Here is a 26,147-nt window from a genome sequence, read left to right on the forward strand (position 1 = left end):
CGTGAACCTCCGACGGGGACCGGACTTCCTGACTGCTCCCATGATTTCATCCAATCAAATAGGAACACTGTCCGGAAGCACCGGGTCACCCCAGGCAACTGCGTCCTAGAAAACTCACTATCTCCTAATATGGCGCGCACCTTAGGGCGCCGGATGCCCGGCGCGGGCCGCCTCTCCGTCCGGGGTGGCGTCGGCGAGCACCTGCAGGTAGTGCGGGTTCGTCATCACGCCGAGCACGTTGCCGAACGGGTCCACCACGGCCGCCGTCGTGAAGCCCTCTCCGCGCTCCCGGATGTCCTCGCGCATCGTCGCGCCCAGCTCGAGCAGCCGGTCCAGGGCCGCCCTGATGTCGTCGACGTGCCAGTTGAGCACCGCCCCACCGGGCACATCCGCTGCAGGCTGCGGGGCGTACTTGGCGTCGATCAGGCCCAGTTCGTGGCCGTAGTCGCCCACCCGCCACTCCGCGTAGCCTGGCATCTGAAAGTAGGGCTCCATGCCCAACAGCTCGGTGTACCAGGCCGTCGCGGCGGCGTGGTCCTCGGCCCAATAGCTCACGTTGCTCATGCCGCGCAGGATGCCGGTCGGTGCGTTCATCGGTAGGCCGTTCATCGGTACGCCGTTCATCGGTGCAGTCCTCTCGTCGGAGTGCTCAGGTCGTCCACGCTACGCATGGTGGCAGAGAGCGCTAGGCCCTCGAGTCGACACCGGTGGGCATAGTCTGTGCGCATGACGGATGCGTCGCCCGCGAATTCGCCGGCACCCGACCCGGCCCAGGCCGTGGAGCTGGTCCTCGCGGTCACCCGGGGCGCTTGGCCGGCGACGGATGCTGCGGTGGGTGACCTCTTTGCGACGCTGGGGGTGCGGCCGGTCGACACCGACACTGACACTGGCAACGACGACAACGACGACGACGACGACGCCGGCGCGGCCGCCGGCCAGACGTGGCCGAGCCCGGTCGATATCCGGCGCCTCGAGGTGTCGTTCGGCGGCGAGGTCTACGCCAGCTGGATGTCCCACGCGGGTGACTTCCTGGGCATCGACCTGCAGCTGTACAACACGCCGAGCCCGAACGATCCGGGAACCAGGCTCGGCTATGACCGCATCCTTGCCCTGCTCGGTCAGAATCTGGGAACTCCGACAGAGCCCTGGGACGATGAGGAGATCCCGCCTCGCCAGTGGGAGGTCGGCCGCTGGCGGATTCTGCTGCACCTGTTCACCCTGCGAGACAGCGGCGTGATGCTCAGCGTGGACGACGCCGCAATCGCCGACCGGGCGGAGCGCGAAGCCAGTGCCCGACAGGACGCTGCGCATGCCCAGGCGGCCACGCACCGTCCCTAGGGGGCGTCGCCTCGCAGGATCGTGTTCGCGGCCGTACGTCCGGCCGTGAACGGGTCGGCGAAGGTGCCCATCCCCACGGTCACCAGGGCGCCCTCGTAGAGCAGCATCAGAATGTCGGCCACCCGGTCCGCACCGGCGATGCCCGCGTCCCGGCAGAGCCGCTCGAACACGTCGCGCATCCACTTCTTCTGGCGAATCGCCTCGACGGCCACCGGATGCGCCGCATCGTCTGTCTCGGCGCGCGCGTTGATGGCGCTGCAGCCCTTGCTGCTGTTGGCGACGGCCCAGCGCGCCGAAATGTCGAACACCGCGAGGACACGGTCCACGCTGCCGGGCGCCTGCAACGCGAGTCCCTGCTCCAGGAACTCCCGCCACCGAGCGTCCCGCCCGCGGAGATACGCCACGGCCAGCGCCTCCTTCGACCCGAACCTGTCGTAGAGCGTCTTCTTGGTGACCCCGGCCGCCGCGGCAATGGCGTCGACGCCGACGGCGTGGATACCCTCCCGATAGAAGAGGTCGGACGCCGCGGCCAGCAGCCGCTCGGCCCCCGGGGTGTAGTGCGGGATCGCCTCGGGCGAGTTCTCGGTGGTCATGGCCCCACTATACCGTTCTGTATACTCGATCGAATGAGTACACAGATCGGTATACCTAAGCGACTTCTTCTGGTCGCTGCCTCGGCCGCCTTCGTGCTGACCTGGAGTTCCGGGTTCATCATCGCGAAGATCGGCACGGAGGCGGCGCCGGCCCTGACCGTGCTGGTTTGGCGGTACCTCGTCGTCGCGGCACTCCTGCTGGTCGGCATGATGGCGCTGCGCTTCCGAGATCGTCGGCTTCGAGCTCACCGACGCGCGTTCCCGGCCTGGCGCGACATCCGCCCGCACCTCACCATCGGGCTCTTCGCCCAATTCGGCTACATCCTGCCCGTCTATCTGGCCGTCGGCGCGGGGGTCTCGGCCGGGACGACGGCCCTCATCGACGCGATCCAGCCCCTGGTCGTGGCAACCCTGGTGGGACCGCTGCTCGGGCTGCGTGTGCGGGCGCTGCAGTGGCTGGGCCTGGCGCTCGGTGCGGTGGGAGTGGTCCTGATCGTGGCGGCGGATGCTTCGACGACGATCTCGCCCACCCCCGCCTACCTGCTGCCGTTGGTGGCGCTGGCCAGTCTCGTCGCCGCGACCTTCCTGGAGCGGCGCACCCCGGCCCGGCTCGGCGTCTTCGCTACCCTGGCCACCCACGCCGCCATCACGCTGGTGGCCGTGACGCTGCTGGCCGCTCTTACCGGGGCGCTCGCCCCGCCGGCCACCCTGAGCTTCTGGCTCTCGACGGTGCTGATCGCTGTGTTCCCCACCCTCATCGCCTACGCGCTCTACTGGTACCTGCTGCGCCGCCTCGGCATCACTGCCCTCAATGCCCTGCTGTACCTGGTGGCGCCGACCACGGCCGTCGCCGGCAGCATCCTCTTCGCCGACCCGTTCACTCCCGCCACCCTCGTCGGACTCGTGCTCGGAGCGGGCGCGGTAGCGCTGGTCATCGCTCCCGAGCGCGCCGCGTCATCCGCAGCTGCGCCCGAATGTAAAGGCGGAGAATCTCGGGAAACGCCGCTCGTTCGGTCCGAAGCAACGGCGAGTCGCGAAGAACTACGCCTTTAGCGACACGGGAGCCGCCCCAGCCCTGGTCACCGCGCCGATCGTGACCCTGGCCGCCGGCGAGACCGTGCAGCTGGCCCGGTCGCACTCGTTCCGGGCCATCACCACCCGGCGCTACCACCCGGGGGTGCACGCCCTCGAGGTGCAGGTGAACGGGGCGGCCTGGGGCCGGGTCGAGTTCACGCTGCTTCCCGAGGACTGAGCATTACCTATAGTCTGTAGTTTATAAACTGCGAGACTTAGGAAATTTGATGAAGCGTCCCGGATTGACCGAAGCCCGGCTGGTCCAGGCCGCCGCCGAACTGGCCGACGAGACCGGACTGTCCGCCGTGACGCTCTCCGCCCTCGCCCGCCGCTTCGACGTGCGCCCGGCGAGTATCTATTCGCACATCTCGGGGCTCGACGACCTGCTCGACCTCACCGCCGCGTTCGCCCTGCAGGAACTCGCGGACGGTCTGGCTGAGGCCCTGCCCGGCAAGGCCGGCCGGAGCGCCCTGTTCGCGTTCGCGAACGCCCACCGCGACTACGCCATCGCCCACCCCGGCCGGTGGCAGGCGGCGCAGCGCCGCGTATCGCCGGAGGCTGCCGCCCAGAGCGCGGGCGGGCTCATCGCCCGCTCAGCCCGGGCCATTGTGAGCGGCTACGGCCTCAGCCCTGACGACGAGGTGCACGGTGTGCGGCTACTCGGCAGCGCCATCAACGGCTTCGTCGCGCTCGAGTCCGGCGGCGGCTTCGACCACTCGGATCCCACCGCGGCTTCGAGCTGGACCCGGGTGCTCGACGCCATCGACACGTCGCTTCGGAACTGGCCCACGACCGACACGCAGCACCCCGACCACTCAACCGATTGAGACTTCGTATGCTCCCCCTCAGTACCGCCACCATCAAGGCCACCTTCGTGAACGCCTCCCGCAAGGTCGTGTCCGACATCACCCTGCCGCCCGGCTTCGACCAGCTCGACTGGGCGCAGCTGGACTATGTCGGCTGGGTCGACCCCAAGATGAAGCGCCGCTCCTACGTCGTCGTCCCCGTCGACGGCGAGCCTGTCGGCATCGTCCTCCGACAGGCGGATGCCTCCCCACGCCGTCGCGCCCAGTGCTCGTGGTGCCGCGATGTGAAACTGCCCAACGAGGTGGTGCTCTACAGTGCCCAGCGGGCCGGGGCGGCCGGCCGCAACGGCGACACCGTCGGCATCCTGGTCTGTGAGGCGTTCCAGTGCTCCGCCAACGTGCGGAAGCTGCCGTCGATGGCCTACATCGGTTACGACGTTGCCGCCGCCCGGGATGACCGGATCTCGATGCTGCGCGCCCGGTCGACCGGATTCGTGGGCGAAGTGATTCGCCCCGGCGACTGAACCTGGAGCCGGGCGCGGGAGTCGGCGCGCCGATCAGCTGAACGACGACTCGACAAGTTCCCGCCATCCGGCGAGCCCGCCCGTGCGGAACGCCCGCCGTTGCTGCTGGGCGCCCGTTCCCGTGCGCCGCACCTGCTCCACCAGCTCGGCCACCCGGGGCCGGTCCCCGGTGCTCTCCAACGCGTCGCCGACGGAGCGCAGCAGACTGTCGGTGACCGCACTGGCCGGGGCCAGCTCCCTGGTGGTGGGATCGAGGAGCTGGCCGCGGATGCCGTCGCGGGAGGCGTGCCACAGTGCGGCGTCGAGCAGTTCGGGCTCCACCGCGGGCGGCGGCGCCCCACGCTCGCCCGCGGCCATGCCGGTCACGACCAGGGCGCGGGCCACCGCCGCCAGCAGCATCGTGGGCGCCAGGTCGAGTTGGGCGTCGGCCACCCGCACCTCGAGCGTGGGATAGCTCTCGGACAGCCGCGCGTACCAAGCCACCGTGCCGGTGTCGACAGTGGCTCCCACACCGACCAGACGCCGGATGCGCCGGTCGTAGTCGTCGGCGTCGGTGAACGCCGGCGGACAGCCGGTGGTCGCCCAGCGGCGCATGATCACCGCCCGCCAGGAATCGAAGCCGATGTCCCGGCAGCGCCAGAACGGCGAATTGCCGGTCAGCGCCATCAACGTGGGCAGCCAGACCCGCAGATGATTGAGGGCGTGCACCCCGGCCTCCCGGGTGGGCACGCCCACGTGCACGTGCGTGGCGCAGATCTGATGGTCCCGCACGACCCCGCGCACTCCGGACCCGATCCGGTGGTACCGGGCCGCGTCGGTGAGGGTCGGCGCCGCCGGGGCGTCGAAGGGCGTGCCGGTTCCGACAGCCAGGACGCCGCGCTCCCTCGCCACCGCAGCCAGCTCGCCTCGAAAGGCGGCCAGGTCGGCCTCGGCCTCGGTCAGCTCGGTGAAGACCGCCGAGGCTCGTTCCACCTGTGAGGCCAGGAACTCGCGGGTGACGAGTCCGGGCGCGCGAGCCCGGGGCGGCAGATCGCCCAGGATGGTGTCGGCCATACTGACCGGCCGCAGGGAGCGCGGGTCGACGAGAAAGTACTCTTCCTCGATGCCAAACGTCACCATGTGCAGCCTCCGGGAGCCGGATCGGCGGAGCCGGACAGGAACATCCTGTCACCGGGAGGCAGGTCAGGGAACACCTCACCGAGCGGTCAGGAATTTAGGTAAGGCTATACTTACCAAGGCCCGCATCGCGAGGAGCCGTCACTTTACGCTCAGCACCGTCAGGAGTTCCCATCACTACGAAAAGGACGCACGCCCTCGTGGGCCTGCTCACCGCCGTCGCGCTCGCCACCCTGTCGGGCTGCGGCGCCTCCGAGGAGATCGACTCGCCGGCGGCCCTGGCCGTCGCCAGCGACGGGAAGACGGGGTATCCCCTCGTCGTCTCGAACTGCGGCTCCGAGCAGACGTTCGAGGCCGCCCCGGAGCGCGTGGTGTCGTTGGACCAGAACTCGACGGAGATCCTGCTGTCGCTCGGCCTGGAAGAGCGCATGGTCGGCACCGCGTCGTGGACCGACCCGGTGCTCGACTCGCTGGCCACCGCGAACTCGGCGGTACCGCGGCTGGCCGACAACGCGCCCACCTACGAGGTGCTGTTGGGCACCGACCCCGACTTCGTCACGGCCTCGTTCGGTCGCCACTACGCCGACGCCGGGGTCGCCAGCCGCGAACGGCTCGCCGAGACGGCCATCGGCTCCTACCTCTCGCCCACCGACTGCGACAACGGTGTGAGCGTCAACGGCGGCGGAACCCGCACGACGGCGCTCAAGGTCGACGCGTTGTACCAGGAGATCCGCGAGCTGGCCGAGATCTTCGACGTGACGGACCGGGGCGAGGCGCTGGTCAGCGAACTCGAAGGGCGGGCCGCGGCGGCCTCCGACGGCCTGGACTTCGACGGACACTCGGTCATGTTCTGGTTCGCCGACACGAAGACGCCCTACATCGCCGGCGGCCTCGGCTCAGCGGCGCTCCTGGCCAGCACCACGAACATGACGAATGTCTTTGCCGACACCGCCGACGATTGGCCTGCCGTTGGCTGGGAGAGCGTCGTCGACGCCGACCCGGACATCCTCGTCCTGGGCGATCTGCAGCGCGACCGCTTCCCCGGCGACCGTCTCGACGAGAAGATCCAATTCCTCGAGAGCGACCCCCTCACCAAGAACCTCGAGGTCGTGCAGGAGCAGCGCTACATCGCCCTGCACGGCGCCGAGATGAACCCGTCCATCCGCTTCGTCGACGGCCTCGAGAAGATCCGTGCCTGGTGGGACGAGCACAAGGACGCGCTCTGAGCACCGTTGAAGCCGCCTCGGTGACCCGCGGGCGGCCCCTGCCGCGCGCGGTGCTCGCCCTGGCCCTCGGCCTGCTCGGCCTGGTCGCGATCGTGCTCTCGGTGGGCGTCGCCGTCACGCTCGGCCCCGCGGATGTGTCCCTCGTCAACGTGCGCGACATCCTGTTGAACCATCTAGCGTTGACCGACATCCCGGTGCGCGTCTCGGAGGATGCGATCGTCTGGCAGGAACGGCTGCCGCGGGCCCTGGTCGCAGCGGCGTGCGGGGCCGGGCTCGGCCTGAGCGGGGTCATCCTGCAGTCGCTGCTGCGCAATCCGCTTGCCGACCCGTTCGTGCTCGGGGTGTCCTCCGGGGCATCGACGGGGGCGGTGCTCGTCGGGGTTCTCGGCATCGGCGGCGGAGCCATCGGGCTCTCCGGCGGCGCGTTCATCGGCGCCCTGGCCGCGTTCGGCTTTGTGCTGCTCCTCGCCCGGTTCTCGTCCGCCGGCACGGCGGGGGTCATCCTGGCCGGCGTCGCGAGCACCCAGCTGTTCTCGGCGCTCACCTCCCTGGTCGTGTTCGCCTTCGCGGACTCCGACGAGACCCGTGGGGTGATGTTCTGGCTCCTCGGCTCGCTCGAAGGCATGCGCTGGGACGACGTGGCCCTCAGCTCCGGCGTGGTCACGGTGGGCGCCCTGATCTGCCTGGTCTGGGCGCGATCGCTCGACGCCTTCGCGTTCGGTGAGGATGTCGCCGCGTCTCTCGGCATCCACGTCGGGCGCACCCGGCTGATCCTGTTGATCGTCACGGCCCTGTTGACCGCCACCCTGGTGAGCATCGCGGGCGCCATCGGCTTCGTCGGCCTGGTTCTGCCGCACGCGGCCCGCCTGCTCTTCGGCCAGCGCCACTCGAGGGTCATCCCGGCCACGATTGTGCTCGGCGCTGTCTTCATGGTGTGGGTGGATGCCGCGTCCCGCGTCGTCTTCGCCCCCACCCCGCTGCCGGTCGGCGTGGGCACCGCCCTCGTGGGCGTTCCCGTGTTCGTGCTGTTGCTGCTGCGGAACAAGGGCAGGGGCAGGGCGTGACACTCGAAGCGCACCGCGTGAGCTGGCGGCGAGGCGGCACCCTCGTGATCGACGACGTGACCCTCTGCCCGCTGCCCGGCTCGACGGTGGGTCTGCTCGGCCCGAACGGCTCCGGCAAATCCTCCCTGTTGCGCCTCCTCCAGGGCGTGTCGGCACCCGATACCGGCAGGATCACGCTCGACGGGGCCGACCTCACCTCGGTGCGTCGCCGCCACGTCGCCCGAACCGTGGCGACCGTCACGCAGCACGCGGAGACCGAGGTGGACATTCTGGTACGGGACGTCGTGCGGCTGGGCCGCACGCCTTACCGGTCGCTCTTCGGCGGGGACACCGCAGACGATGCGCGGGCGATCGACCGCGCACTGGCGCACGTGGGTCTGACCGACAAGGCGGACCGACTCTGGCGCACGTTGTCGGGCGGGGAGCGCCAGCGCGCCCACATCGCGCGGGCTCTCGCGCAGGAGCCGACCGAGCTGTTGCTCGACGAGCCCACCAACCACCTCGACATCCGGCATCAGCTGGAGCTGTTGGCCCTCGTCGCCGACCTGCCGGTCACCGCGATCGTGGCCCTGCACGACCTGAATCTCGCGGCCACCTTCTGCGACAGTGTGCTTGTCCTGCAGGACGGACGCGCGGTCGCCGGGGGCAGCCCGCGAGACGTGCTCACGCCCGAGCTCATCGGCGACGTCTACGGGGTGCGGGCCCGGGTCGCCGAGGACGCGGTGACGGGCCGCTCTCACGTGCTGTTCGATCCCACCCCGCTCTGACGGCCGCGCCCCGCGGCGGCCGGCGTCGGAGGGTCTAGGCCGTGTCCGCCGGGCGCCGGTAGAAACCGGCCAGCGCCGCGGTGAACGCCTGCGGCTGCTCCACCCACGGGTAGTGCCCGGCGCCGGCGATGGTCACTGCACGACCGTTCGTGAACAGGTCCGCGACGGCCAGCACCGGGGCCAGCCCGGTCAGGCCGTCGTCGGCGCCCGCGACCACCAGAACCGGGCAGTGCACCTGCGCCAGGCCGATCAGGATGCCCGCCGGGTCGGCCCCGGCGAAGAACAGGTCCTGCGCCGCGGGATGCCAGGCGCCGGTCGCCTCGTGCTCCCGGGCCTGGGCCGTCCACCGCGACCAGGCGATCGGGGCGAGGTAGGGGAACAGGTGGTTCAGGTCGGAGGCGGTCTTCGCCGCCGTCGCCGCGATCCGGTGCGCGACGTAATCGGCGTACCAGGGCTCGGCGCGGTGCCCCGTGATGATGTGCGAGCTGTCGTCGGGGACGGTCACGAGCCACTGCGCGGGCGGGGTGAGCAGGCACAGGCTCGCCAGCCGATGAGGGTGGCGGGCCGCATAGGCGAGCGCGACGCGGGTGCCGGCCGAGTGGCCGAGCAGCTCGATCTCGGCCAGCCCCAGGTGCCGGCGGAGCGCCTCGACGTCGTCGGCCAGGGCGGGCCAGGATGCGGCGGGCGCGGTGGGCGATGGCGACGACGCCCCCACGCCCCGCTGGTGCAGCACCACGAGGGTGCGCAGGCGGGTGAGCCCGGCCAGATCGCCCAGGTACTCCGGATGCCGGGCCGGCCCGCCGGCCAGCACGACCAGCGGCGGGCGCTCAGGCGCGCCCGCCGCATCCGGGGTCAGAACGTCGTAGTGCAGAACGGTCTCATCGTGCGACGCGAAGCTGGGCATGACCCCACCGTACCGAGCCGCCCACGCTGAGGCCGGGTTAGAGCTCGAAGGGGAAGCCGAGGTCGTCGGGGTAATCGCCAAGCGCGGTGAGCTGGGCGGCGGCGCGCTGCAACGCGGCGAGGGCCAGGCCGAGGGTACCGGGGCCGAAGCTGACCCTGGAGACGCCGAGTTCGGCCAGCCGGGCCAGGGGAACGGCGCCGGGGTTCCCGATCACGGAGATGCGGCCGTTCACCTCGTCGAGGGCGCGCTTGACCTTGTCTTCGTCGCTCAGGCCGAGGAAGAAGATCACGTCGGCGCCGGCGTCGAGATAGGCGTTGGCACGCTGAACGGCCTCGGCCCACTCGCCGCCGCCCGCGAGGGTGTCGACGCGGGCGTTGATCACCAGCGGCACCCCGGCCGCCTCGGCGCCCTCCCGCGCCGCGGCGACCCGGGCGGCCGCGGTGGGGATGTCGAACTGCGGCGCCTTGGTGGCGCCCACGGAGTCTTCGATGTTGATGCCGGCGGCCCCGGCCTCCTCGATCAGGCGGCGCACGTTGCGGGCGACCCCCGCGGAATCCGCCGCGTAGCCCTTCTCGAAGTCGACCGAGACGGGCAGGTCGGTCGCTCCGGTGATAATGCGGGCGGCGATGATGGCCTCGTCGACGGTGAGGCCCTCGCCGTCCGGCAGGCCGCGCACGTTGGACACCGAGTGCGAGGCACTGGCGAGGGCTTTCACGCCCGGGGTCTCGGAGACGATCTTGGCGGTGATCGCGTCCCACACGTTCGTGACGATCAGTGGCGTGCCGGGCACGTGCAGGGCGTTGAGGAGTTCGGCCTTGTTCAGCAGTGTGGTTGTCATCGGTCCAGTGTGCCGGGTGCGCCGGTGTAAACGCTGGAGGGTTTCAGACAAAGACAAAGACGCAGCGCTGTCAACCGTGTATACACGTCGCCGCTTTGGTCTTAGCGTGAGATCTACACCGAGGGAGATGTCATGCAGGCTCACACCCTCACGGTCGGCGAGCGCCTGTTCCGATTGCGCAGCTCGTGCGACGTGACCGCGCTCGTAGCAGCCCTCACGGCCGCCGTCCGGCAGGGTGGCGGAATGGTCAGGCTACCCGTCGTCGGCGATGTCGGTGTGGAGGCGCTCGTGTCACCTGGCGTCAGCGTGGTGCTGGAGACCTTCGAGGTGGATCCGCTCGCGCTTCTGGACCCGGCGGTGCCGGTGCCGTGGTTCGCCGTCGACGATTTCGACTACTAGTCCGGGTGTGAACAATCCGGCCGCTAGGGTTTCGGTAGTGACACGGGGTGCCCTGCCAAACGGCCGGGGCTGAGAAAACACCCGTTGAACCTGATCTAGTTCGTACTAGCGAAGGGATGTCCCGGATGACCATCCGTCTGACACCAGAGAATGCTGCCCATCTGCTCGGCCGTCTGCGCGAGAGCCAACCTCTCGTACAGTGCCTCACCAACGCGGTGGTGACCAACTTCACCGCCAACGTGCTGCTGGCCCTGGGAGCCGCGCCCGCGATGGTGGACGTGCCCACCGAGGCCGGACCGTTCGCCGGGGTGGCCTCCGGAGTGCTGGTGAACGTGGGCACCCCGCACGCCGAGCAGCGCAGTGCGATGCTCGAGGCCGCGTCGGCCGCACACGCCGCCGGCACCCCCTGGGTGCTCGACCCCGTCGCGATCGGCGTGCTGCCGGTGCGCACCGGGCTGGCTCGCGAGCTGCTGCACTTCCGGCCCACGGCCATCCGCGGTAACCCGTCGGAGATCATCGCCCTGGCCCAGCTGGGCACCGGCGGCCGAGGCGTCGACGCCACCGACTCGCCGGAGGGCGCCGCCGACGCCGCCGCCCTGCTCGCCCGCAGCACCGGAGCGAGCGTAGCCGTGTCCGGCGCGGTCGACCTCATCACCGACGGTTCGCAGACCATCCGGGTGGCCAACGGTCACGTGCTGCTCACCCGGGTCACCGGCGGCGGATGCGCGCTCGGCGCGGTGACCGCCGCCGTGCTCTCGCTCGTCGACCGTGACGAACCCGGCGCAACGCTCGCCGCGACCGCCGCCGCCACGCTGCTGTACACCGTCGCCGCCGAACTCGCCGCCGCCGACGCGGCCGGGCCGGGCAGTTTCGCGGCGCACTTCCTCGACCGGCTGCACTCCCTCGACGGCGCCACCGTCATCGACCGGGCGCGGCTGGCGTGAGCGATCTCTCGCTCTACCTCGTCACCGACACCGCCCTGTGCGGTGCCAGGGGCGTGCTGAGAACCGTGATCGACGCCGTCGCCGGCGGCATCACCACCGTGCAGGTGCGCGACAAGACCGGGTCGGACGACGACGTGCTGCGCCTGCTGCTGCAGGTGGCCGACGCGGTCGGTGACCGCGCCACCGTGGTCGTCAACGACAGGGTCGACGTGTACCTGCGGGCGCTCGCCGAGCGCGCCGCCGTGCACGGCCTGCACGTGGGCCAGGGCGACGAAGCCGTGGCCAGAGTGCGCGACAGGGTCGGCTCCGACGCGATTGTGGGCATCACCGCCAACACCCCGGCCGAGCTCGACAGGGTCTTCGCGCTGCCCGCCGGCACCGTGGACTACCTGGGCGTCGGCGTCATCCGGGCCACCAGCACCAAACCCGACCATCCGCCCGTGCTCGGGGTGCCCGGCTTCGCCGCGCTGGCCGCCACGAGTGCGCTGCCCTGCGTCGCGATCGGCGGCATCGGGCTCGCGGATGTCTGGCCGTTGCGCCGGGCCGGGGCCGCCGGGGTGGCCGTGGTGTCGGCCGTCTGCGCCGCTCCGGATGCCCGTGCCGCCGCCAGCGCCCTGCACCGGGAGTGGACCCGATGACCGGGCCGAGGGAGATCCCCCGGGTGCTCAGCATCGCCGGCACCGACCCCACCGGCGGCGCCGGGATTCAGGCCGACCTCAAGAGCATCGCCGCCAACGGCGGTTACGGCATGGCCGTGGTCACCGCGCTCGTCGCCCAGAACACCCGCGGGGTGCGTTCGGTGCACATCCCACCGGTGTCCTTCCTCGTGGAACAGCTCGACGCGGTCAGCGACGACGTCACCATCGACGCCGTGAAGATCGGCATGCTCGGCCAGGCCGACCTCATCGAGACCGTGGCCGCGTGGCTGGCCCGGGTGCGGCCATCCGTGATCGTGCTCGACCCGGTGATGATCGCCACCAGCGGCGACCGGCTGCTCGACGCGTCCGCCGAGGCCGCGCTCCGCGCCCTGGTGCCGCTGGTGCACCTGGTCACCCCGAACCTGCCCGAGCTGGCCGTGCTCGTGAACGAACCCGAGGCCGCCGACTGGGCAGCGGCCCTCGAGCAGGGCGAGCGGCTCTCCCGCGCCTGCGGCACCCGGGTGCTGGTCAAGGGCGGCCACCTGGCCGGTCCGGCCTGCCCGGATGCCCTCGTCGACGCGGCCGGCACCGAGCCAGGGCGGGCCCGCATCGTGCAGGTCTCCGCGCCGCGCATCAACACCGTGAACACCCACGGCACCGGCTGTTCGATGTCGTCGGCCCTGGCCACGCTGGCGGCCCGGCACCGGGACTGGCCGCGGGCGTTGACCGAGACGAAGGCCTGGCTCAGCGACAGCGTGGCCTCCGCCGACCGGCTCGAGGTGGGCGGCGGGCACGGCCCGATCAACCACTTCCACGCGCTCTGGGCGGCGGCCGGAACGCATCCGGAGCCACCGCCGGGAGGGCTCAGCCCATCTGGTTCTGCCGGGCCTTGACCGGCAGCAACAACAGCAAGCCGATGACAAGCACCAGCACGATGCCCAGGATGCCCCAGTAGGTTTCGCCGAAAATGGTCACGGCCAGTGCGAACGCCGTGGGGGCCAGGAAGCTGGCGGCACGACCGGTGGTGGCGTACATGCCGAACACCTCGCCCTCCCGGCCGGCCGGGATGATCCGGGCCAGGAAGGTGCGGCTGGCCGACTGGGCGGGCCCCACGAACAGGCACAGGGCCAGGCCGGCGGTCCAGAAGACGATCTGGCCGCCGTCGTGCAGCAGGAACACCAGGCTGCCGCTGACGATGAGGCCCACCAGGGCGGTGACGATGACGGGCTTGGCGCCCAGCCTGTCGTCGAGCACTCCCACGCTGATGGTGGCGACTCCGGCCACCACGTTCGCGGCGATCGCGAAGATGATCACCTCGCCGGGGGAGAAGCCGAACGCCGACGCGGCAAGTACCCCGCCGAAGGTGAAGACGCCGGCCAGGCCGTCACGGAAGATGGCGCTGGCGAACAGGAAGTAGACGACCTGGCGGTTGGTCTTCCAGAGCTTGGCCACGTCGCGGCCCAGTTCGACGTAGGACTGGAAGAAGCCGACCTTGGCGCGCTTCGCGGCATCCGGCGCCCGGTATTCGGGCACCCGCAACAGCAGCGGCAGCGCGAACAGGCCGAACCATGCGGCGGCGATGAGCATCGTCACCCGCACCGCCAGCCCGTCTTCACTGGTGACGCCGAACAGGCCCACCTCGGGGCTGATGAAGCCGAAGTAGACGATCAGCAGCAGCACGATGCCACCGATGTAGCCCATGCCCCAGCCGAAACCGCTCACCTTGCCGATGGTGCGTGGCGTCGAGACCTGCGCGAGCATGGCGTTGTAGCTGACCCCGGCGAGCTCGAAGAACACATTGCCGGCGGCCAGCAGCACCAGGCCGAGCAGCAGGTACTCCGGAGTGGGCAGCACGAAGAACATGCCGGCGGTGAGGCCAACCACGATGAAGGTGTTCACGCCGAGCCAGAACTTGCGCCGGCCGGAGGAGTCCGAGCGGGCGCCGGTGACCGGGGCGAGCACGGCGATCAGGAACCCGGCGATCGCGAGTGCCCAGCCGAGCTGGGCGGCGACGTCGCCCTCGTCGCCGAATGACGAGCCGGTGAGGTAGACCGAGAAGACGAACGTGGTGACCACGGCGTTGAAAGCGGCCGAGCCCCAGTCCCACAGGCTCCAGGCTACGACGGCGGCGCGGGCGGGAGTGCGGGCCGTGGCGGCGTGGGCGGCGCCGTTGCCGTCGAGTGTCTCGGTCATGCGTTCACCCTAGGGCCGTGGGGTGAACAATGGGCGACGGATGTTCGGGCAGTTGTCAGGGCGACTGCGGGGGCAGCAGCGATCTGTGCATCACGTGCAGGCCCACGTAGCCGTGCACCGGATGCCGGAAGGCGCCGGGCACCGTGGTGAGGATGCTGAAGCCCAGATTCTGCCAGAGGCTCACGGCGTTGTGGTTGGTCTCCACCACGGCGTTGAACTGCATCGCGCGGAACCCCGCATTCGCGGCCTGCTCGAGGACATGCTCGGCCAGGGCCCGGCCGATCCCTCGACCGGCCGCCTGCGGGGCCACCATGAAGCCGGCGTTGCAGACGTGACTTCCCGCCGCCGGCTGGTTGGGGTGCAGCTCGGCGGTGCCGAGCACCCGGCCGTGGTCCTCGGCCACGAAGACCCGGCCGCCGGGCTTGCCCAGCCACCACGCCCGAGCGTCGGCCTCGCTGGTGTCCCGCGGCCAGCAATAGGTCTCGCCGGCCGCCACAACGTCCCGCACAAAGGGCCACATCGCGCCCCAGTCGCCCTCGCGGGCCTCGCGTATCTCCATCCCCCCAAATTACCGGCCCGCGAGCCGTGGCTTAAGCACCGAAAACCCGAGGTTTTCGGGGCTTAACTCACAGTTCGCGGAGGGGCGGCGAGGGTGGACTGGCGTACCACGAGCCGGGTCGGCAGCTCGATCCTGTCGAAGTGCTCCCCGCCGCGGGCGCGCATTTCGTGCACGAGGGCCACCGCGCGGGCGGCCATCGCCCCCAGCGGCTGGTGCACGCTGGTCAGCGGAGGCGACGCCACAATGGAGCGCGGTTCGTCGTCGAAGCCGATCACGCTGATGTCCGCGGGAATGCGCAGCCCGGCCCGCCGGGCCGCGGGGTACACCGCCAGGGCCATGGCATCGTTGCAGGCGAAGATGCCTACAGGGGTACGGTCACCGGAGAACAGGTCGGGGATCGCGGTGCTGAGACCAGCGCCGTCCCAGCCCACATCCAGGCGCGTGACCGGGGCGCCGGGCGCGTGCTCGGCGATCGCGCGGCGGAAGCCCTCCTCGCGAGCCTTACCGAACCTGAACCGCGGGGTGCCCGTGATCACGGCGAAGCGGCCGAGGCCCGTGGCGGCCAGGTGCGCGCCGGCGTCGTAACCGCCCTGGTGGTCGGTCGTGCCCACGCTGGCCAGCTCGCCGTTGGGGTCGGACCGCGGGTCCAACAGCACCAGCGGGATCCTCAGCCCGCGCAGCTCGGTGAGTTGCCGACGGGTGGGCCGGATGAGGCCCAGGATCACCCCGGACGGCCGGCGGGTGGCGACCCGCGCGGGCCAGTCGTCGGCGGGGTCGTCCCGCTCGAGGGTGAGCACGAGGTCGTAGCCGTGCTCGAAGGCGCTGCGCCGCGCACCCGCCGTGACCTCGTCGGTCCAGGCATCGTCGAAGGAGCCGAGCACGAGCTCGATCAATCGCGTGTCCAGGGTGCTGGGCCGGCCGCGCGACGACGTGCCCCGGTCGTAGCCCAGCGCCGTCGCGGCCGCCAGAACCCGTTCCCGGGTGGCCAGACCCAGTTCCCCGCGCCCGGCCAGGGCGCGTGAGGCGGTGGCGATGGACACTCCCGCGCGCTCGGCGACATCACTGAGTGTCACCCGTGCCGTGTCGCCCATCACCCTGCCTCCTCCCACCATTTTTGCGCAAAAAGGTGCCGGGGTGGTGCTGGTGCTGCCATCCTCGCAGAGGACAAGCGTCCGACGATGGTGTCGACTGAGGGAGCGCGAATGGCAGACCGGACCCCGTTGCGGGTGGCGTTGATCGGAACCGCGTTCATGGGCGCGGCTCATTCGCAGGCCTGGCGCACGGCGCCGAGATTCTTCGACCTTCCCCGAGAACCCGAACTGGCGTTGCTCGTGGGCCGGTCCGCTGACACCACCGCCGCGCGGGCCACAAAACTGGGCTGGCAGGAGTGGTCGACCGACTGGCGCGACGCCGTCTCCCGCGACGACATCGACGTCATCGACATCTGCACTCCGGGTGACACCCACGCCGAGATCGCCCTGGCCGCCCTCGCTGCCGGCAAGCACGTGCTGTGCGAGAAGCCGCTGGCCAATTCCGTGGCTGAAGCCGTGGCGATGGCCGAGGCCGCCGAGCAGGCCGCCCGGTCCGGCGTGCTGTCGATGTGCGGCTTCAGCTACCGCCGCACGCCGGCGCTGGCGCTGGCGCGCCGGTTCATCGCCGAGGGCCGGTTGGGCGCCATCCGGCACGTGCGGGCCGACTACCTGCAGGACTGGCTGAGTGATCCCGCGGCCCCGCTCAGCTGGCGGCTGGACAAGGCCAGGGCCGGCTCCGGGGCGCTCGGCGACATCGGCGCCCACAGCATCGACACCGCGCAGTGGCTCACCGGCGAGAGCATCACCGAGGTTTCTGCGACCCTGCGCACCTTTGTCACCGAACGTCCGCAGCGCGCCGCGGCGGCCGGACTCGGCGGTGTCGCCGACCCCGACGCGGCCCGCGGGCCGGTCACGGTCGACGATGCGATGGCCTTCACCGCCACCTTCTCCGGCGGGGCCCTGGGAGTGTTCGAGGCCACCCGGATGGCCACCGGCCGTCGCAACGCGAACCGCATCGAGATCAACGGCGAGAGCGGATCGATAGCCTTCGACTTCGAGCGGATGAACGAACTCGAGTACTTCGACGGCCGCGGTTCCGACCCAGAGGCCGAGGGTTTCCGCCGCATCGTCGTCACCGATCCCGGGCATCCCTACGTCGCCAACTGGTGGCCCACCGGGCACGGCCTCGGCTACGAGCACCTGTTCACCCACCAGATGGTCGATTTCGTGACCGCCATCGGCGCCGGAACCGCTCCCTCGCCGGGTTTCAGTGAGGCGCTCGATGTGCAACGGGTTCTCGCCGCCGTCGAGGCGAGCGCCAAGGCCAGATCCCAGATGACGCCCGTGGAACGGAGAACCGCATGACCCAGCACAACGCCCTGATCGTTCGAGGAGGCTGGGACGGCCACCACCCCGTCGCCGCCACGGAGATGTTCCTACCGTTCCTCGCCGCACACGACTACGCGGTGCAGATCGAGGAGTCGCCCGAGATCTACGCCGATGCCGAGCGGATGGCCCGGTTCGACCTCATCGTGCAGAGCGTCACGATGAGTGAGATCAGCGGCGACCAGGTCGCGGGCCTTCGCGCGGCGGTGGCCGCCGGCACCGGTCTCACGGGCTGGCACGGCGGCATCGCCGACTCCTTCCGGGCCTCCGCCGACTACCTGCAGCTGATCGGCGGCCAGTTCGCCACCCACCCGGGCAAACCGCCCGCGGACCGGGTCGACGGCGCGCAGGAGAACAACTACCTCGATTACACGGTGGAGATGACGCCGCTCGGCCGGGAGCATCCGATCACCGCCGGCCTCGCCGACTTCGACCTGTGCACCGAACAGTACTGGGTGCTGCACGACGACCTCATCGATGTGCTCGCCACCACGACCCATCCGGCGCCCGACTGGGAGCCCTGGCACCGGCCCATCACCTCGCCGGCCGTCTGGACCCGGCTCTGGGGTGCGGGTCGCCTATGCGTCAGCACCGCGGGGCACAGCCCGGAGGTTCTCGCCGACCCGAACGTGCGCACCATCATCGAAAGGGGCATGCTGTGGGTCACCCGCACCGCCTAGGAATCGTCGGCCTGGGCAACATCTCGGCCGCCTACCTCGACACTCTCACCGACAGCGCCCGGATCCGGATCACGGCGGTCGCCGACCTCGACACCGCCCGGGCCCGAACCCTGGCCGACCGGCTGCCGCACGCGCGAGCCCTGTCGGTGTCCGAGCTGGTCGCCAGCGACGAGGTCGATACCGTGCTGAACCTCACCATCCCGGCCGCGCACGCCGAGATCGCGCTGGCCGCGATCGGCCACGGCAAGAACGTCTACGGGGAGAAGCCGCTGGCCGCCCGGATGGCCGACGCCCGCGAGATCGTCGCCGCGGCGCTTGCCGCCGGGGTGGACCTGGGCAGCGCGCCGGACACCGTTCTCGGTACCGGCTTGCAGACCGCTCGTCACGCGATCGACGACGGCCTGATCGGGCGCCCGCTGGCCGCATCCGCCGTCATGGTGACAGCGGGGCACGAACGCTGGCACCCCAGCCCCGACTTCTACTACCAGAGCGGCGGCGGCCCGCTGCTGGACATGGGCCCGTATTACGTGGCCGCCCTGGTTCACCTGCTCGGGCCGGTGCGCTCGGTCACCGGCGCGGCCAGCCGGCTGCGGGGCACGCGCACGATCACGCAGGGCCCGCGGGCCGGCACGGTGATCCCGGTCGACGTCGACACGCACATCACCGGGGTGCTCGAGCACGACAGTGGCGCCCTGTCCACGATCACGACGAGCTTCGACGGCGTCGCCACCGACGCGGCGCCCCTCGAGGTGCACGGGGAGAACGGCACCCTCTCGGTGCCAGACCCGAACCGCTTCGACGGCGAGCCGCGCCTCTTCGAGCTCGGGGCTACCCGGTGGCGGCCCCTGCCGACGGCGGCAGGTTACCTGGACAGCGCCCGCGGAGTCGGCCTGCTCGACTTCATCGCGGCCGGCCCCGACCGTGCGGCCCGCGCGAACGGTGACATCGCGCTGCATTCCCTCGACGTGATGACCTCGCTGCTGCAGTCGGCCGCCGAGGGGCGCCGCCTCGAGCTGACCACCACGACCGAGCGCCCCCTTCCGGTGCCGCTGACCGATCGGGAGGTCTGGAACCCTCGCGAACTGTGAGTCAAGCCCCGGAAACCTCGAGTTTTCGGGGCTTTTCTCTCAGTTCGCGAAACTGGTGGCGGCCAGGACCGTGCGGCCGGCCTCATGCGTGCGGGGGAGCATGTCCACCAGGGCGATCTGACCGAGGGTGAGGGACTGGCCGGGGTGGAGGCGGGCGGGCGGCTTGTGCGTCACGTGGGCGCGGAAGCCGTCGCCGGTGAAGGCCGGTTCGTCCGGAGCGGCCGCGAACGGGCGCAGGGTGTCCACCAGGGTGTGGTGCAGCCGGGTGAGGCCCTCGTGCGGGAGCAGCATCGTGACGGGGATGGTGTGCCGCCGCCCGAACAGCGCGTCCTCGCCGGCGACGACGGTGAGCGGCGCCTGGTTCGCGACCGCGAGACGGATGGCGTCGCCGACGTCGCCGGGGTCGGCATCCGTGAGAAACGGCGCCAGCACCGTGACGTGCAGGGGCCATTCGGCCACGGCGAAGCGGGCGCCCACCCGCAGCGGCAGCACCGGGAGCACCACCACCAGACGGGGCATCACGGGCGCCGGGTGCCCGGGGTGGGCAGGGTGACCGTGAAGGCGGTGCCCGCGGGGGAGGACCGCACCCGGATGGTGCCTCCGTGCGCCTCGGCGATCGACAGGGCGATCGCCAGGCCCAGGCCGGTGCTGCGGGGGCCGCCGGACACCTGGGTCCTGGAGGCGTCGCCGCGCGCGAAGCGTTCGAAGATCACCGGCAGCAGATCCGCGGTGATGCCCGGCCCGTCATCCTGCACGCTCAGCTGCACCGGCATGCCGGGCGAGCCCACCCGCAGCCGCGCGGTCACGCTGCTGGCGGGCGGGGTGTGCACCCTGGCATTGGAGAGCAGATTCGCCACTAGCTGGTGCAGGCGTTCCCGGTCGCCACGCACGACCACGGCAGTGTCCGGCACCTCGGCGAGCCAGCTGTGCGACGGCGCGGATGCCCTGGCGTCGTTCACCGCGGTCAGCAGCAGGTCGGCGAGGTCCACGTCTTCCACGTGCAGGTCCTGGCCCTCGTCGAGACGGGCGAGCAGCAGCAGGTCGCCCACCAGCGAGCTCATCCGCCGGGCCTCGGATTCGATGCGGGCGAGCGAATACTCGGTGATCTCGGGCAGCTCGGCGCTGTCCTGCCGGGTCAGTTCGGCGTAGCCCTGGATGGCCGCGAGCGGGGTGCGCAGCTCGTGGGAGGCATCCGTGACGAACCGGCGCATCCGCCGGTCGGTGGCGGCCCGCACGCTGAGGGCGGTGTCGACGTGGTCGAGCAGCTGGTTGAGGGCTTCACCCACCTTGCCCGTCTCTGTGCGGGGATCGGTGTCCGCGGCCGCGAGGCGGGTGGAGATGCCGTGGTCGCCCACGGCCAGCGGCAGCGCGGTCACCTCGACGGCGGTCTCGACCACCCGGGCCAGCGGGCGCAGGGCGAGCCGCACGACCAGAATCGTGCCCAGCACGGTTCCGGCCAGGGCCAGCACCGTGAAGACGGCGATGGCCAGGCCCTGGTGCAGCAACGCCATCTCGGCGGCCTCGAGCGGTACGCCGGCCACCAGCAGCTCACCGTCGTTGACGACTGTCGCGACGCGGTAGCTGCCGAGGTCGCCCAGGTTCAGGCTGCGGTTCTCGCCGTCCGACTCCAGATCGGTGACGGCAAGCTCGATCGCCTCGATAGCGTCGGTCGAGAGCACAACGGCGCCGGTTCCCGAGAACAGGGCGGAGTCGGCGACCACACCGTCAGCGACGACCGCGATCACGGTGCCGCGCCCGTGCCCGACGAAGTCGACGAAGGACTTGGCCACGCCGCCGCCGTGCCCGTGTCTGCCGCCGGCGGGCGCACCCCGGTACTTGTCGACGGACTGGCTCAGCGCCGACAGCGACGCCGTGAGCTGGGTGTCGGCCACGGTGTTCGTGGAAGTGCTCAACACGGCGATGCTCAGCAGGCCCATGCCCAGAAGCACCGCTGCCACGACGCCGGCGATTCCCACCACCAGTCGGCGGCGGAGCGTCCAGGGCGTCGCGCCGTGCTCGGGGGGAGCCGTCGACGAACCGACCGCGCTCACTCCGCGGGCCGCAGCATGTAGCCGACGCCCCGCACGGTGTGCAGCATCGGGGCGCGTTCCGCATCGATCTTCTTGCGCAGGTACGACACGTAGAGGTCCACGATGCTTCCGCGCCCGGCGAAGTCGTAGTTCCAGACCTCGTCGAGGATCTGCGCCCGGCTCAGCACCCGCATCGGGTTGCGCATGAAGTAGCGCAACAGGTCGAACTCGGTCGTGGTGAGCATGATGTCGGCGTCGTCGCGACGCACCCGGTAGCTGGTTTCGTCCAGGGTCAGGGTGCCCACCACCAGCGCGGCCTGCTCCTCGGGGACGGCCTGCACGGTGCGGCGCAGCAGCCCGCGCAGCCGGGCCACGAGTTCCTCGAGGCTGAACGGCTTGGTCATGTAGTCGTCACCGCCGGCGGTCAGGCCGATGATGCGGTCATCCACGGAGTCCCTGGCGGTGAGGAACAGGGTCGGCGTGGTGGAGCCGCCGGAGCGCAGGTGGCGCAGCACGCTCAATCCGTCGGTGTCCGGCAGCATGATGTCCAGGATCACGACGTCCGGCCGGTTCTCCCGGTAGGCCCGCAGGGCGGCCTGCCCGGTGTGGGCGACGTCCACGATCCAGCCCTCATAACTCAGCGCCAGGCTCACCAGATTGGTGAGGGTGTCCTCGTCGTCGACGAGGAGAACCCGGATGGCGGAGCCGTCGAGCCGGGAGATCCGCGGAAGCTTCGCCAGCACGGCGCGTCGGCGTACGGAGTCCGCGGCGGGATCGGGTGAGGTCGAGGGCGGCACACGCCATTGTCCCACTTCTTGTGAGAATGCTGGGAGTTGAGCCTCATCGACTCAACTTTGGCGGCCCCGGCTTGACTTAGGTTTTTGGGCGGTGGCACACTTGAGCCAGCAACACTCAAGTCTTTGAAACAGGCCTTGAACCCAAACTTTGAAGGAGATACTCTCACATGGCTCGTGCAGTCGGCATTGACCTCGGAACCACCAACTCGGTGGTGGCCGTACTCGAGGGTGGAGAACCCACCGTCATCGCAAACGCTGAAGGCTTCCGCACCACGCCTTCCGTGGTCGCGTTCACCAAGGACGGCGAGGTGCTCGTCGGCGAGACCGCCAAGCGCCAGGCCGTCACCAACGTGGACCGCACCATTTCGTCGGTCAAGCGCCACGTCGGCACCGACTGGACCGTCGACATCGACGACAAGAAGTACACCCCGCAGGAGATCTCCGCCCGCATCCTCGCCAAGCTCAAGCGCGACGCCGAGCAGTACCTGGGCGACAAGGTGACGGATGCCGTCATCACCGTTCCGGCGTACTTCAACGACGCCGAGCGTCAGGCCACGAAGGAAGCCGGCGAGATCGCCGGCCTCAACGTGCTGCGCATCATCAACGAGCCCACCGCGGCCGCCCTGGCCTACGGCCTGGACCGTGGCAAGGAAGACGAGCTCATCCTGGTCTTCGACCTCGGTGGCGGAACCTTCGACGTCTCCCTCCTCGAGGTGGGCAAGGACGACGACTTCAGCACCATCCAGGTGCGTTCGACCTCCGGCGACAACCGCCTCGGCGGCGACGACTGGGACCAGCGCATCGTTGATCACCTGATCAAGCGCTTCAAGGACTCCACCGGCGTCGACGTCTCCAAGGACAAGATCGCCAAGCAGCGCCTCAAGGAAGCCGCGGAGCAGGCCAAGAAGGAACTCTCCTCGAGCATGTCCACCAGCATCCAGCTGCCGTACCTCTCGCTGACCGAGAACGGCCCGGCCAACCTCGACGAGACGCTCACCCGCGCCCAGTTCGAGAAGATGACCGAAGACCTGCTCGACCGCACCAAGAAGCCCTTCCAGGACGTCATCCGTGAGGCCGGCGTCAAGGTCGAGGACATCGCGCACGTCGTTCTCGTCGGTGGCTCCACCCGCATGCCCGCCGTGTACGAGCTCGTCAAGGCCGAGACCGGTGGCAAGGACCCGAACAAGGGTGTCAACCCCGACGAGGTCGTCGCCGTCGGCGCCGCACTGCAGGCCGGTGTCCTGAAGGGCGAGCGCAAGGACGTCCTGCTCATCGACGTCACCCCGCTGAGCCTCGGCATCGAGACCAAGGGCGGCATCATGACGCGCCTCATCGAGCGCAACACGGCCATCCCCACCAAGCGCAGCGAGACCTTCACCACGGCCGACGACAACCAGCCGTCCGTGGCCATCCAGGTCTTCCAGGGCGAGCGCGAGTTCACCCGCGACAACAAGAACCTGGGCACCTTCGAGCTCACCGGCATCGCGCCGGCCCCGCGCGGCATCCCGCAGGTCGAGGTCACCTTCGACCTCGACGCCAACGGCATCGTGCACGTGTCCGCCAAGGACAAGGGCACCGGCAAGGAGCAGTCGATGACCATCACCGGCGGCACCGCGCTGGGCAAGGAAGACATCGAGCGCATGGTTCGCGAGGGTGAAGAGCACGCCGCAGAGGACAAGCGCCGCCGCGAAGCCGCCGAGACCCGCAACGGTGCAGAGCAGCTCGCCTACTCGATCGAGAAGCTGATCAAGGAGAACGACGAGAAGCTGCCCGAAGAGGTCAAGACCGAGGTCCAGGCCGACGTCGACGCCCTCAAGTCCGCTCTCGCCGGTGACGACGACGACGCTGTGAAGACCGCGTTCGACAAGCTCACCGAGAGCCAGGGCAAGCTCGGCGAGGCCATCTACGCCTCCAGCCAGGCGGATGCCGCGGCCGGCGAGTCCGAGACCGCCCAGCCCACCGCCGAGTCGGGCAACCCCGACGAAGACGTTGTCGACGCCGAGGTTGTCGACGACGAGGACGAAGCGAAGAAGTAATGAGCGACGCCAACCGTCCGGACGAGAACCGTCCTGAAGACGAGTCTGCTGCTGCTGCGGGAGCGCCCGAATCGGGCGCCCCCGCGGCGGGCGGGCCGGACTCCGACGCGGCCGCTCCGGCCGAGTTCGTCGACGCGGCTGACGCCGCGGGCATCGAGGAGGACGAGCTGACCGTGCAGGACATCCTGGACGCGGCCGACCTCGAGGCATCCGACCCCTCCAGCGAGCATCTCGCCGACCTCAAGCGGGTCACCGCGGAGTACGCCAACTACCGTAAGCGCACCGAGGCCAACCGGGAGATCGAGCGCGAGCGCGTCACCGGCGAAGTCGTCAAGGTGCTGCTGCCGGTGCTCGACGACCTGTACCGGGCCGAGAAGCACGGCGACCTCGAGGGCGACACCGCCTTCGCGACCATCGCCGCCAAGCTGCGCGCCAGCACCGAGCGCATCGGCCTCAAGCCGTACGGCACCGTCGGCGACGTGTTCGACCCCACCGTGCACGAGGCCATCTTCCAGATGCCCACGCCCGACATCGACGTGGAAACCGTCGGCGACGTCGTCGAGACCGGCTACTACCTCGGGTCCTCGCTGTTGCGGGTGGCCAAGGTCGTCGTGCAGGTACCGAGCGATGGCTAGCCAGGACTGGTTCGACAAGGACTTCTACAAGGTTCTCGGGGTGTCGAAGGACGTCTCCGCGGCCGACCTGAAGAAGGCATATCGCAAGCTGGCCCGCAAGTACCACCCCGACTCCAACCCGGGTAACCCCGCGGCGGAGGCGAAGTTCAAGGAGATCAGCGAGGCCCACTCGGTCATCGGTGACCCCGAACAGCGCAAGGAGTACGACGCCGTGCGCGCGATGGGCGGTGGAGCTCGCTTCACCGCCCCCGGGCAGGGCGGCCAGCAGGGCGGCTTCGATGACGTCTTCGGCGGCATGTTCGGTGGAGGAGCCCGGCAACAGCAGGGCTACTCCTACGAGCAGGCCGGCTTCGACGACATCCTCGGCGGCATGTTCGGCCGCGGCGCCCAGGGTGGTGGCCGGTTCGGCACCCCCACCGGGGGTTTCCGTGGCGCGGGCGGGCCGACCAGGGGGCGCGACGTGGTCGCGTCGACCACGGTCGACTTCATCACGGCCACCCACGGCGACCAGATCACCCTGCAGACGCAGGAGGGTCGGTCGATCAAGGTCAAGATTCCCGCCGGCGTGGCCGACGGGCAGAAGATCAAGCTGCGCGGGCAGGGGCAACCCAGCCCGGACGGCGGCGAGAACGGTGACATCGTGCTCACCGTCACCGTGCGCAAGCACCCGGTCTTCGAACGCGACGGACTCAACCTGCGGGTGAACGTGCCGGTGACCTTCGCCGAAGCAGCCCTCGGCGCCACCATCGAGGTGCCCACCCTGGGTGGGCCGCCGGTGAAGCTGCGCGTCGCGCCCGGCACCCCCAGTGGGCGGGTGCTGCGGGTCAAGGGTCGCGGTGTGGTCACCCCGAAGGGCACCGGCGACCTGCTCGCCGAGGTTCAGGTGGCCGTGCCGTCGCACCTGTCGAAGGACGCCGAGGAGAAGCTGCTCGCGTTCAACGAGGCGCTGCCCAAGGAGAACCCGCGCGACGAACTGCTCGCCAGGGCCAAGGGCTGACACCGGTCATGGATGAGAACACCCGGGTCTTCGTGATCAGCACTGCCGCAGAGTTGGCGGGTATGCACCCGCAGACCCTGCGGCAGTACGACCGGATGGGGCTCGTCAGCCCCGGCCGCACGCCGGGCCGCTCGCGCCGCTACTCAATGCGCGACGTGGCCCGGCTGCGGGAGATCGCGGACCTGGGTGCCGAGGGTGTGAGCCTGGAGGGAATCCGGCGCATCCTCGCGCTGGAAGACACCGTGCGGGCCCTGGAAAGCCGGGTGGGCGACCTGGAAGCGGCCCTGGCCGACGAACTGCTCAACCGACCGGGCCGCCGCGTCTTCGCGGCCGGCTCGGCCGGTGACGTCATCTCGATGCGCGCCGGTACCCGCACCCGCCGCTCCAACCAAATGGTGATCTGGCGCCCCCTCGACAAGTAGCGAGACCTCGCGAGCCGTGGTCTCCGCCGAGTTGCCCTGCTGCGGTCGAGTTACCCCGGTGC

At 70.4% G+C, this 26,147-nt stretch carries 30 protein-coding genes and 1 riboswitch; of the genes, 19 read left to right on the forward strand and 11 right to left on the reverse strand.

The window, feature by feature from the left end:
- Window positions 1-141: 141 nt before the first annotated feature.
- Window positions 142-624, reverse strand: a complete 483-nt coding sequence (locus tag RCH12_RS14315; protein ID WP_327017301.1) for a VOC family protein — start codon at window positions 622-624, stop codon at window positions 142-144.
- A gap of 102 nt (window positions 625-726) precedes the next feature.
- Between RCH12_RS14315 and RCH12_RS14320 the strand changes: the two genes are divergently transcribed.
- A complete protein-coding gene (locus tag RCH12_RS14320) occupies window positions 727-1,338 on the forward strand; it encodes a hypothetical protein (protein WP_327017302.1) in 612 nt (203 codons plus the stop codon).
- Here RCH12_RS14320 and RCH12_RS14325 read toward each other — a convergent pair.
- Entirely contained in the window at window positions 1,335-1,931 is a 597-nt protein-coding gene (locus tag RCH12_RS14325; RefSeq protein WP_134407917.1) for a TetR/AcrR family transcriptional regulator, read from the reverse strand. The two genes, RCH12_RS14320 and RCH12_RS14325, sit on opposite strands and share 4 nt — an antisense overlap.
- A 33-nt stretch (window positions 1,932-1,964) precedes the next feature.
- Between RCH12_RS14325 and RCH12_RS14330 the strand changes: the two genes are divergently transcribed.
- From RCH12_RS14330 to RCH12_RS14345, 4 genes are read left to right on the forward strand one after another with little or no spacing between them, the layout of a single operon-like run.
- The gene (locus RCH12_RS14330; RefSeq protein ID WP_327017303.1) at window positions 1,965-2,984 is read left to right on the forward strand and encodes a DMT family transporter; all 1,020 of its coding nucleotides are present in this window, start codon (window positions 1,965-1,967) and stop codon (window positions 2,982-2,984) included.
- Between the two features lie 40 nt (window positions 2,985-3,024).
- Window positions 3,025-3,183 (forward strand): hypothetical protein, encoded by a 159-nt coding sequence (locus tag RCH12_RS14335; RefSeq protein ID WP_205748690.1) that lies wholly within the window; start codon window positions 3,025-3,027, stop codon window positions 3,181-3,183.
- A 49-nt stretch (window positions 3,184-3,232) separates the two neighbouring features.
- Entirely contained in the window at window positions 3,233-3,832 is a 600-nt protein-coding gene (locus RCH12_RS14340; RefSeq protein WP_327017304.1) for a TetR/AcrR family transcriptional regulator, read from the forward strand.
- 8 nt (window positions 3,833-3,840) lie between these two features.
- Window positions 3,841-4,335 (forward strand): FBP domain-containing protein, encoded by a 495-nt coding sequence (locus tag RCH12_RS14345; protein WP_088457615.1) that lies wholly within the window; start codon window positions 3,841-3,843, stop codon window positions 4,333-4,335.
- A 33-nt stretch (window positions 4,336-4,368) separates the two neighbouring features.
- Here the strand turns inward: RCH12_RS14345 and RCH12_RS14350 are convergent, their stop codons facing one another.
- Window positions 4,369-5,454: a carboxylate-amine ligase gene (locus RCH12_RS14350; RefSeq protein WP_088457614.1), complete on the reverse strand. Its 1,086-nt coding sequence runs from the start codon at window positions 5,452-5,454 to the stop codon at window positions 4,369-4,371.
- 197 nt (window positions 5,455-5,651) lie between these two features.
- On the opposite strand from RCH12_RS14350, the gene RCH12_RS14355 reads away from it, so the two are divergent.
- From RCH12_RS14355 to RCH12_RS14365, 3 genes are read left to right on the forward strand one after another with little or no spacing between them, the layout of a single operon-like run.
- Window positions 5,652-6,677 carry an ABC transporter substrate-binding protein gene (locus RCH12_RS14355; RefSeq protein WP_241979918.1) on the forward strand — a complete coding sequence of 342 codons (1,026 nt, stop codon included), beginning with the start codon at window positions 5,652-5,654 and terminating at the stop codon, window positions 6,675-6,677.
- Window positions 6,650-7,741: a FecCD family ABC transporter permease gene (locus RCH12_RS14360; RefSeq protein WP_134407922.1), complete on the forward strand. Its 1,092-nt coding sequence runs from the start codon at window positions 6,650-6,652 to the stop codon at window positions 7,739-7,741. The genes RCH12_RS14355 and RCH12_RS14360 overlap by 28 nt, the downstream gene beginning before the upstream one ends.
- Window positions 7,738-8,508, forward strand: a complete 771-nt coding sequence (locus RCH12_RS14365) for an ABC transporter ATP-binding protein (RefSeq protein WP_103460293.1) — start codon at window positions 7,738-7,740, stop codon at window positions 8,506-8,508. The genes RCH12_RS14360 and RCH12_RS14365 overlap by 4 nt, the downstream gene beginning before the upstream one ends.
- Before the next feature lie 34 nt (window positions 8,509-8,542).
- Here RCH12_RS14365 and RCH12_RS14370 read toward each other — a convergent pair whose 3' ends face one another.
- Window positions 8,543-9,412 carry an alpha/beta fold hydrolase gene (locus RCH12_RS14370; RefSeq protein WP_327017305.1) on the reverse strand — a complete coding sequence of 290 codons (870 nt, stop codon included), beginning with the start codon at window positions 9,410-9,412 and terminating at the stop codon, window positions 8,543-8,545.
- 37 nt (window positions 9,413-9,449) lie between these two features.
- Window positions 9,450-10,250 carry an isocitrate lyase/PEP mutase family protein gene (locus RCH12_RS14375; protein ID WP_327017306.1) on the reverse strand — a complete coding sequence of 267 codons (801 nt, stop codon included), beginning with the start codon at window positions 10,248-10,250 and terminating at the stop codon, window positions 9,450-9,452.
- Between the two features lie 132 nt (window positions 10,251-10,382).
- Here RCH12_RS14375 and RCH12_RS14380 point away from each other — a divergent pair, with 132 nt between their 5' ends.
- The 4 genes from RCH12_RS14380 (at window position 10,383) to thiD (ending at window position 13,124) form a co-directional block, all read left to right on the forward strand.
- On the forward strand, window positions 10,383-10,649 hold the full coding sequence (locus RCH12_RS14380; protein ID WP_088457608.1) for a hypothetical protein: 267 nt from the start codon (window positions 10,383-10,385) through the stop codon (window positions 10,647-10,649).
- Window positions 10,650-10,682: 33 nt separating this feature from the next.
- Window positions 10,683-10,783: riboswitch (TPP riboswitch) on the forward strand.
- Window positions 10,775-11,593: a hydroxyethylthiazole kinase gene (gene thiM / locus RCH12_RS14385; RefSeq protein WP_088457607.1), complete on the forward strand. Its 819-nt coding sequence runs from the start codon at window positions 10,775-10,777 to the stop codon at window positions 11,591-11,593. (Overlaps the previous riboswitch by 9 nt.)
- Complete coding sequence (gene thiE / locus RCH12_RS14390; RefSeq protein ID WP_088457606.1) at window positions 11,590-12,231, forward strand: thiamine phosphate synthase; 642 nt, start codon at window positions 11,590-11,592, stop codon at window positions 12,229-12,231. The genes thiM and thiE overlap by 4 nt, the downstream gene beginning before the upstream one ends.
- Window positions 12,228-13,124 (forward strand): bifunctional hydroxymethylpyrimidine kinase/phosphomethylpyrimidine kinase, encoded by an 897-nt coding sequence (gene thiD, locus RCH12_RS14395; protein WP_327017307.1) that lies wholly within the window; start codon window positions 12,228-12,230, stop codon window positions 13,122-13,124. The genes thiE and thiD overlap by 4 nt, the downstream gene beginning before the upstream one ends.
- On the opposite strand, the gene RCH12_RS14400 is transcribed toward thiD, so the two are convergent.
- The 3 genes from RCH12_RS14400 to RCH12_RS14410 all read right to left on the reverse strand — a co-directional run bounded on the left by RCH12_RS14400 (window position 13,096) and on the right by RCH12_RS14410 (window position 16,074).
- Window positions 13,096-14,424 (reverse strand): MFS transporter, encoded by a 1,329-nt coding sequence (locus tag RCH12_RS14400; protein WP_327017308.1) that lies wholly within the window; start codon window positions 14,422-14,424, stop codon window positions 13,096-13,098. The genes thiD and RCH12_RS14400 overlap by 29 nt on opposite strands.
- Before the next feature lie 55 nt (window positions 14,425-14,479).
- Window positions 14,480-14,983 (reverse strand): GNAT family N-acetyltransferase, encoded by a 504-nt coding sequence (locus RCH12_RS14405; protein WP_103430812.1) that lies wholly within the window; start codon window positions 14,981-14,983, stop codon window positions 14,480-14,482.
- 62 nt (window positions 14,984-15,045) lie between these two features.
- Window positions 15,046-16,074, reverse strand: a complete 1,029-nt coding sequence (locus RCH12_RS14410; protein WP_327017309.1) for a LacI family DNA-binding transcriptional regulator — start codon at window positions 16,072-16,074, stop codon at window positions 15,046-15,048.
- 111 nt (window positions 16,075-16,185) lie between these two features.
- Here RCH12_RS14410 and RCH12_RS14415 point away from each other — a divergent pair, with 111 nt between their 5' ends.
- Genes RCH12_RS14415 through RCH12_RS14425 form a run of 3 tightly spaced genes read left to right on the forward strand, consistent with a single transcriptional unit; the run spans window position 16,186 to window position 19,168 of the window.
- Window positions 16,186-17,379, forward strand: coding sequence for a Gfo/Idh/MocA family protein (locus tag RCH12_RS14415; RefSeq protein WP_327017310.1), 1,194 nt, complete (start codon window positions 16,186-16,188; stop codon window positions 17,377-17,379).
- Window positions 17,376-18,080, forward strand: coding sequence for a ThuA domain-containing protein (locus RCH12_RS14420; RefSeq protein ID WP_327017311.1), 705 nt, complete (start codon window positions 17,376-17,378; stop codon window positions 18,078-18,080). Before RCH12_RS14415 ends, RCH12_RS14420 begins: the two co-directional genes overlap by 4 nt.
- The gene (locus tag RCH12_RS14425; protein WP_327017312.1) at window positions 18,059-19,168 is read left to right on the forward strand and encodes a Gfo/Idh/MocA family protein; all 1,110 of its coding nucleotides are present in this window, start codon (window positions 18,059-18,061) and stop codon (window positions 19,166-19,168) included. The genes RCH12_RS14420 and RCH12_RS14425 overlap by 22 nt, the downstream gene beginning before the upstream one ends.
- Before the next feature lie 39 nt (window positions 19,169-19,207).
- Here RCH12_RS14425 and RCH12_RS14430 read toward each other — a convergent pair whose 3' ends face one another.
- The 3 genes from RCH12_RS14430 to RCH12_RS14440 are packed head-to-tail and all read right to left on the reverse strand — an operon-like array spanning window position 19,208 to window position 21,941.
- Entirely contained in the window at window positions 19,208-19,687 is a 480-nt protein-coding gene (locus tag RCH12_RS14430; RefSeq protein ID WP_103430807.1) for a 2'-5' RNA ligase family protein, read from the reverse strand.
- Window positions 19,687-21,219, reverse strand: coding sequence for a sensor histidine kinase (locus RCH12_RS14435; protein WP_207795473.1), 1,533 nt, complete (start codon window positions 21,217-21,219; stop codon window positions 19,687-19,689). The genes RCH12_RS14430 and RCH12_RS14435 overlap by 1 nt, the downstream gene beginning before the upstream one ends.
- The gene (locus RCH12_RS14440) at window positions 21,216-21,941 is read right to left on the reverse strand and encodes a response regulator transcription factor (protein WP_279326934.1); all 726 of its coding nucleotides are present in this window, start codon (window positions 21,939-21,941) and stop codon (window positions 21,216-21,218) included. The genes RCH12_RS14435 and RCH12_RS14440 overlap by 4 nt, the downstream gene beginning before the upstream one ends.
- A gap of 221 nt (window positions 21,942-22,162) precedes the next feature.
- On the opposite strand from RCH12_RS14440, the gene dnaK reads away from it, so the two are divergent.
- The 4 genes from dnaK to RCH12_RS14460 are packed head-to-tail and all read left to right on the forward strand — an operon-like array spanning window position 22,163 to window position 26,085.
- The gene (dnaK, locus tag RCH12_RS14445; RefSeq protein WP_103430805.1) at window positions 22,163-24,031 is read left to right on the forward strand and encodes a molecular chaperone DnaK; all 1,869 of its coding nucleotides are present in this window, start codon (window positions 22,163-22,165) and stop codon (window positions 24,029-24,031) included.
- Window positions 24,031-24,666: a nucleotide exchange factor GrpE gene (locus RCH12_RS14450; protein WP_103430804.1), complete on the forward strand. Its 636-nt coding sequence runs from the start codon at window positions 24,031-24,033 to the stop codon at window positions 24,664-24,666. The genes dnaK and RCH12_RS14450 overlap by 1 nt, the downstream gene beginning before the upstream one ends.
- Window positions 24,659-25,663 carry a DnaJ C-terminal domain-containing protein gene (locus RCH12_RS14455; protein WP_103430803.1) on the forward strand — a complete coding sequence of 335 codons (1,005 nt, stop codon included), beginning with the start codon at window positions 24,659-24,661 and terminating at the stop codon, window positions 25,661-25,663. Before RCH12_RS14450 ends, RCH12_RS14455 begins: the two co-directional genes overlap by 8 nt.
- A gap of 8 nt (window positions 25,664-25,671) precedes the next feature.
- A complete protein-coding gene (locus tag RCH12_RS14460; RefSeq protein ID WP_103430802.1) occupies window positions 25,672-26,085 on the forward strand; it encodes a heat shock protein transcriptional repressor HspR in 414 nt (137 codons plus the stop codon).
- Window positions 26,086-26,147: the final 62 nt, after the last annotated feature.

It is taken from the genome of Cryobacterium sp. MP_3.1, from assembly GCF_035984795.1.
GTDB classification, from domain to species: Bacteria; Actinomycetota; Actinomycetes; order Actinomycetales; family Microbacteriaceae; genus Cryobacterium; species Cryobacterium zongtaii.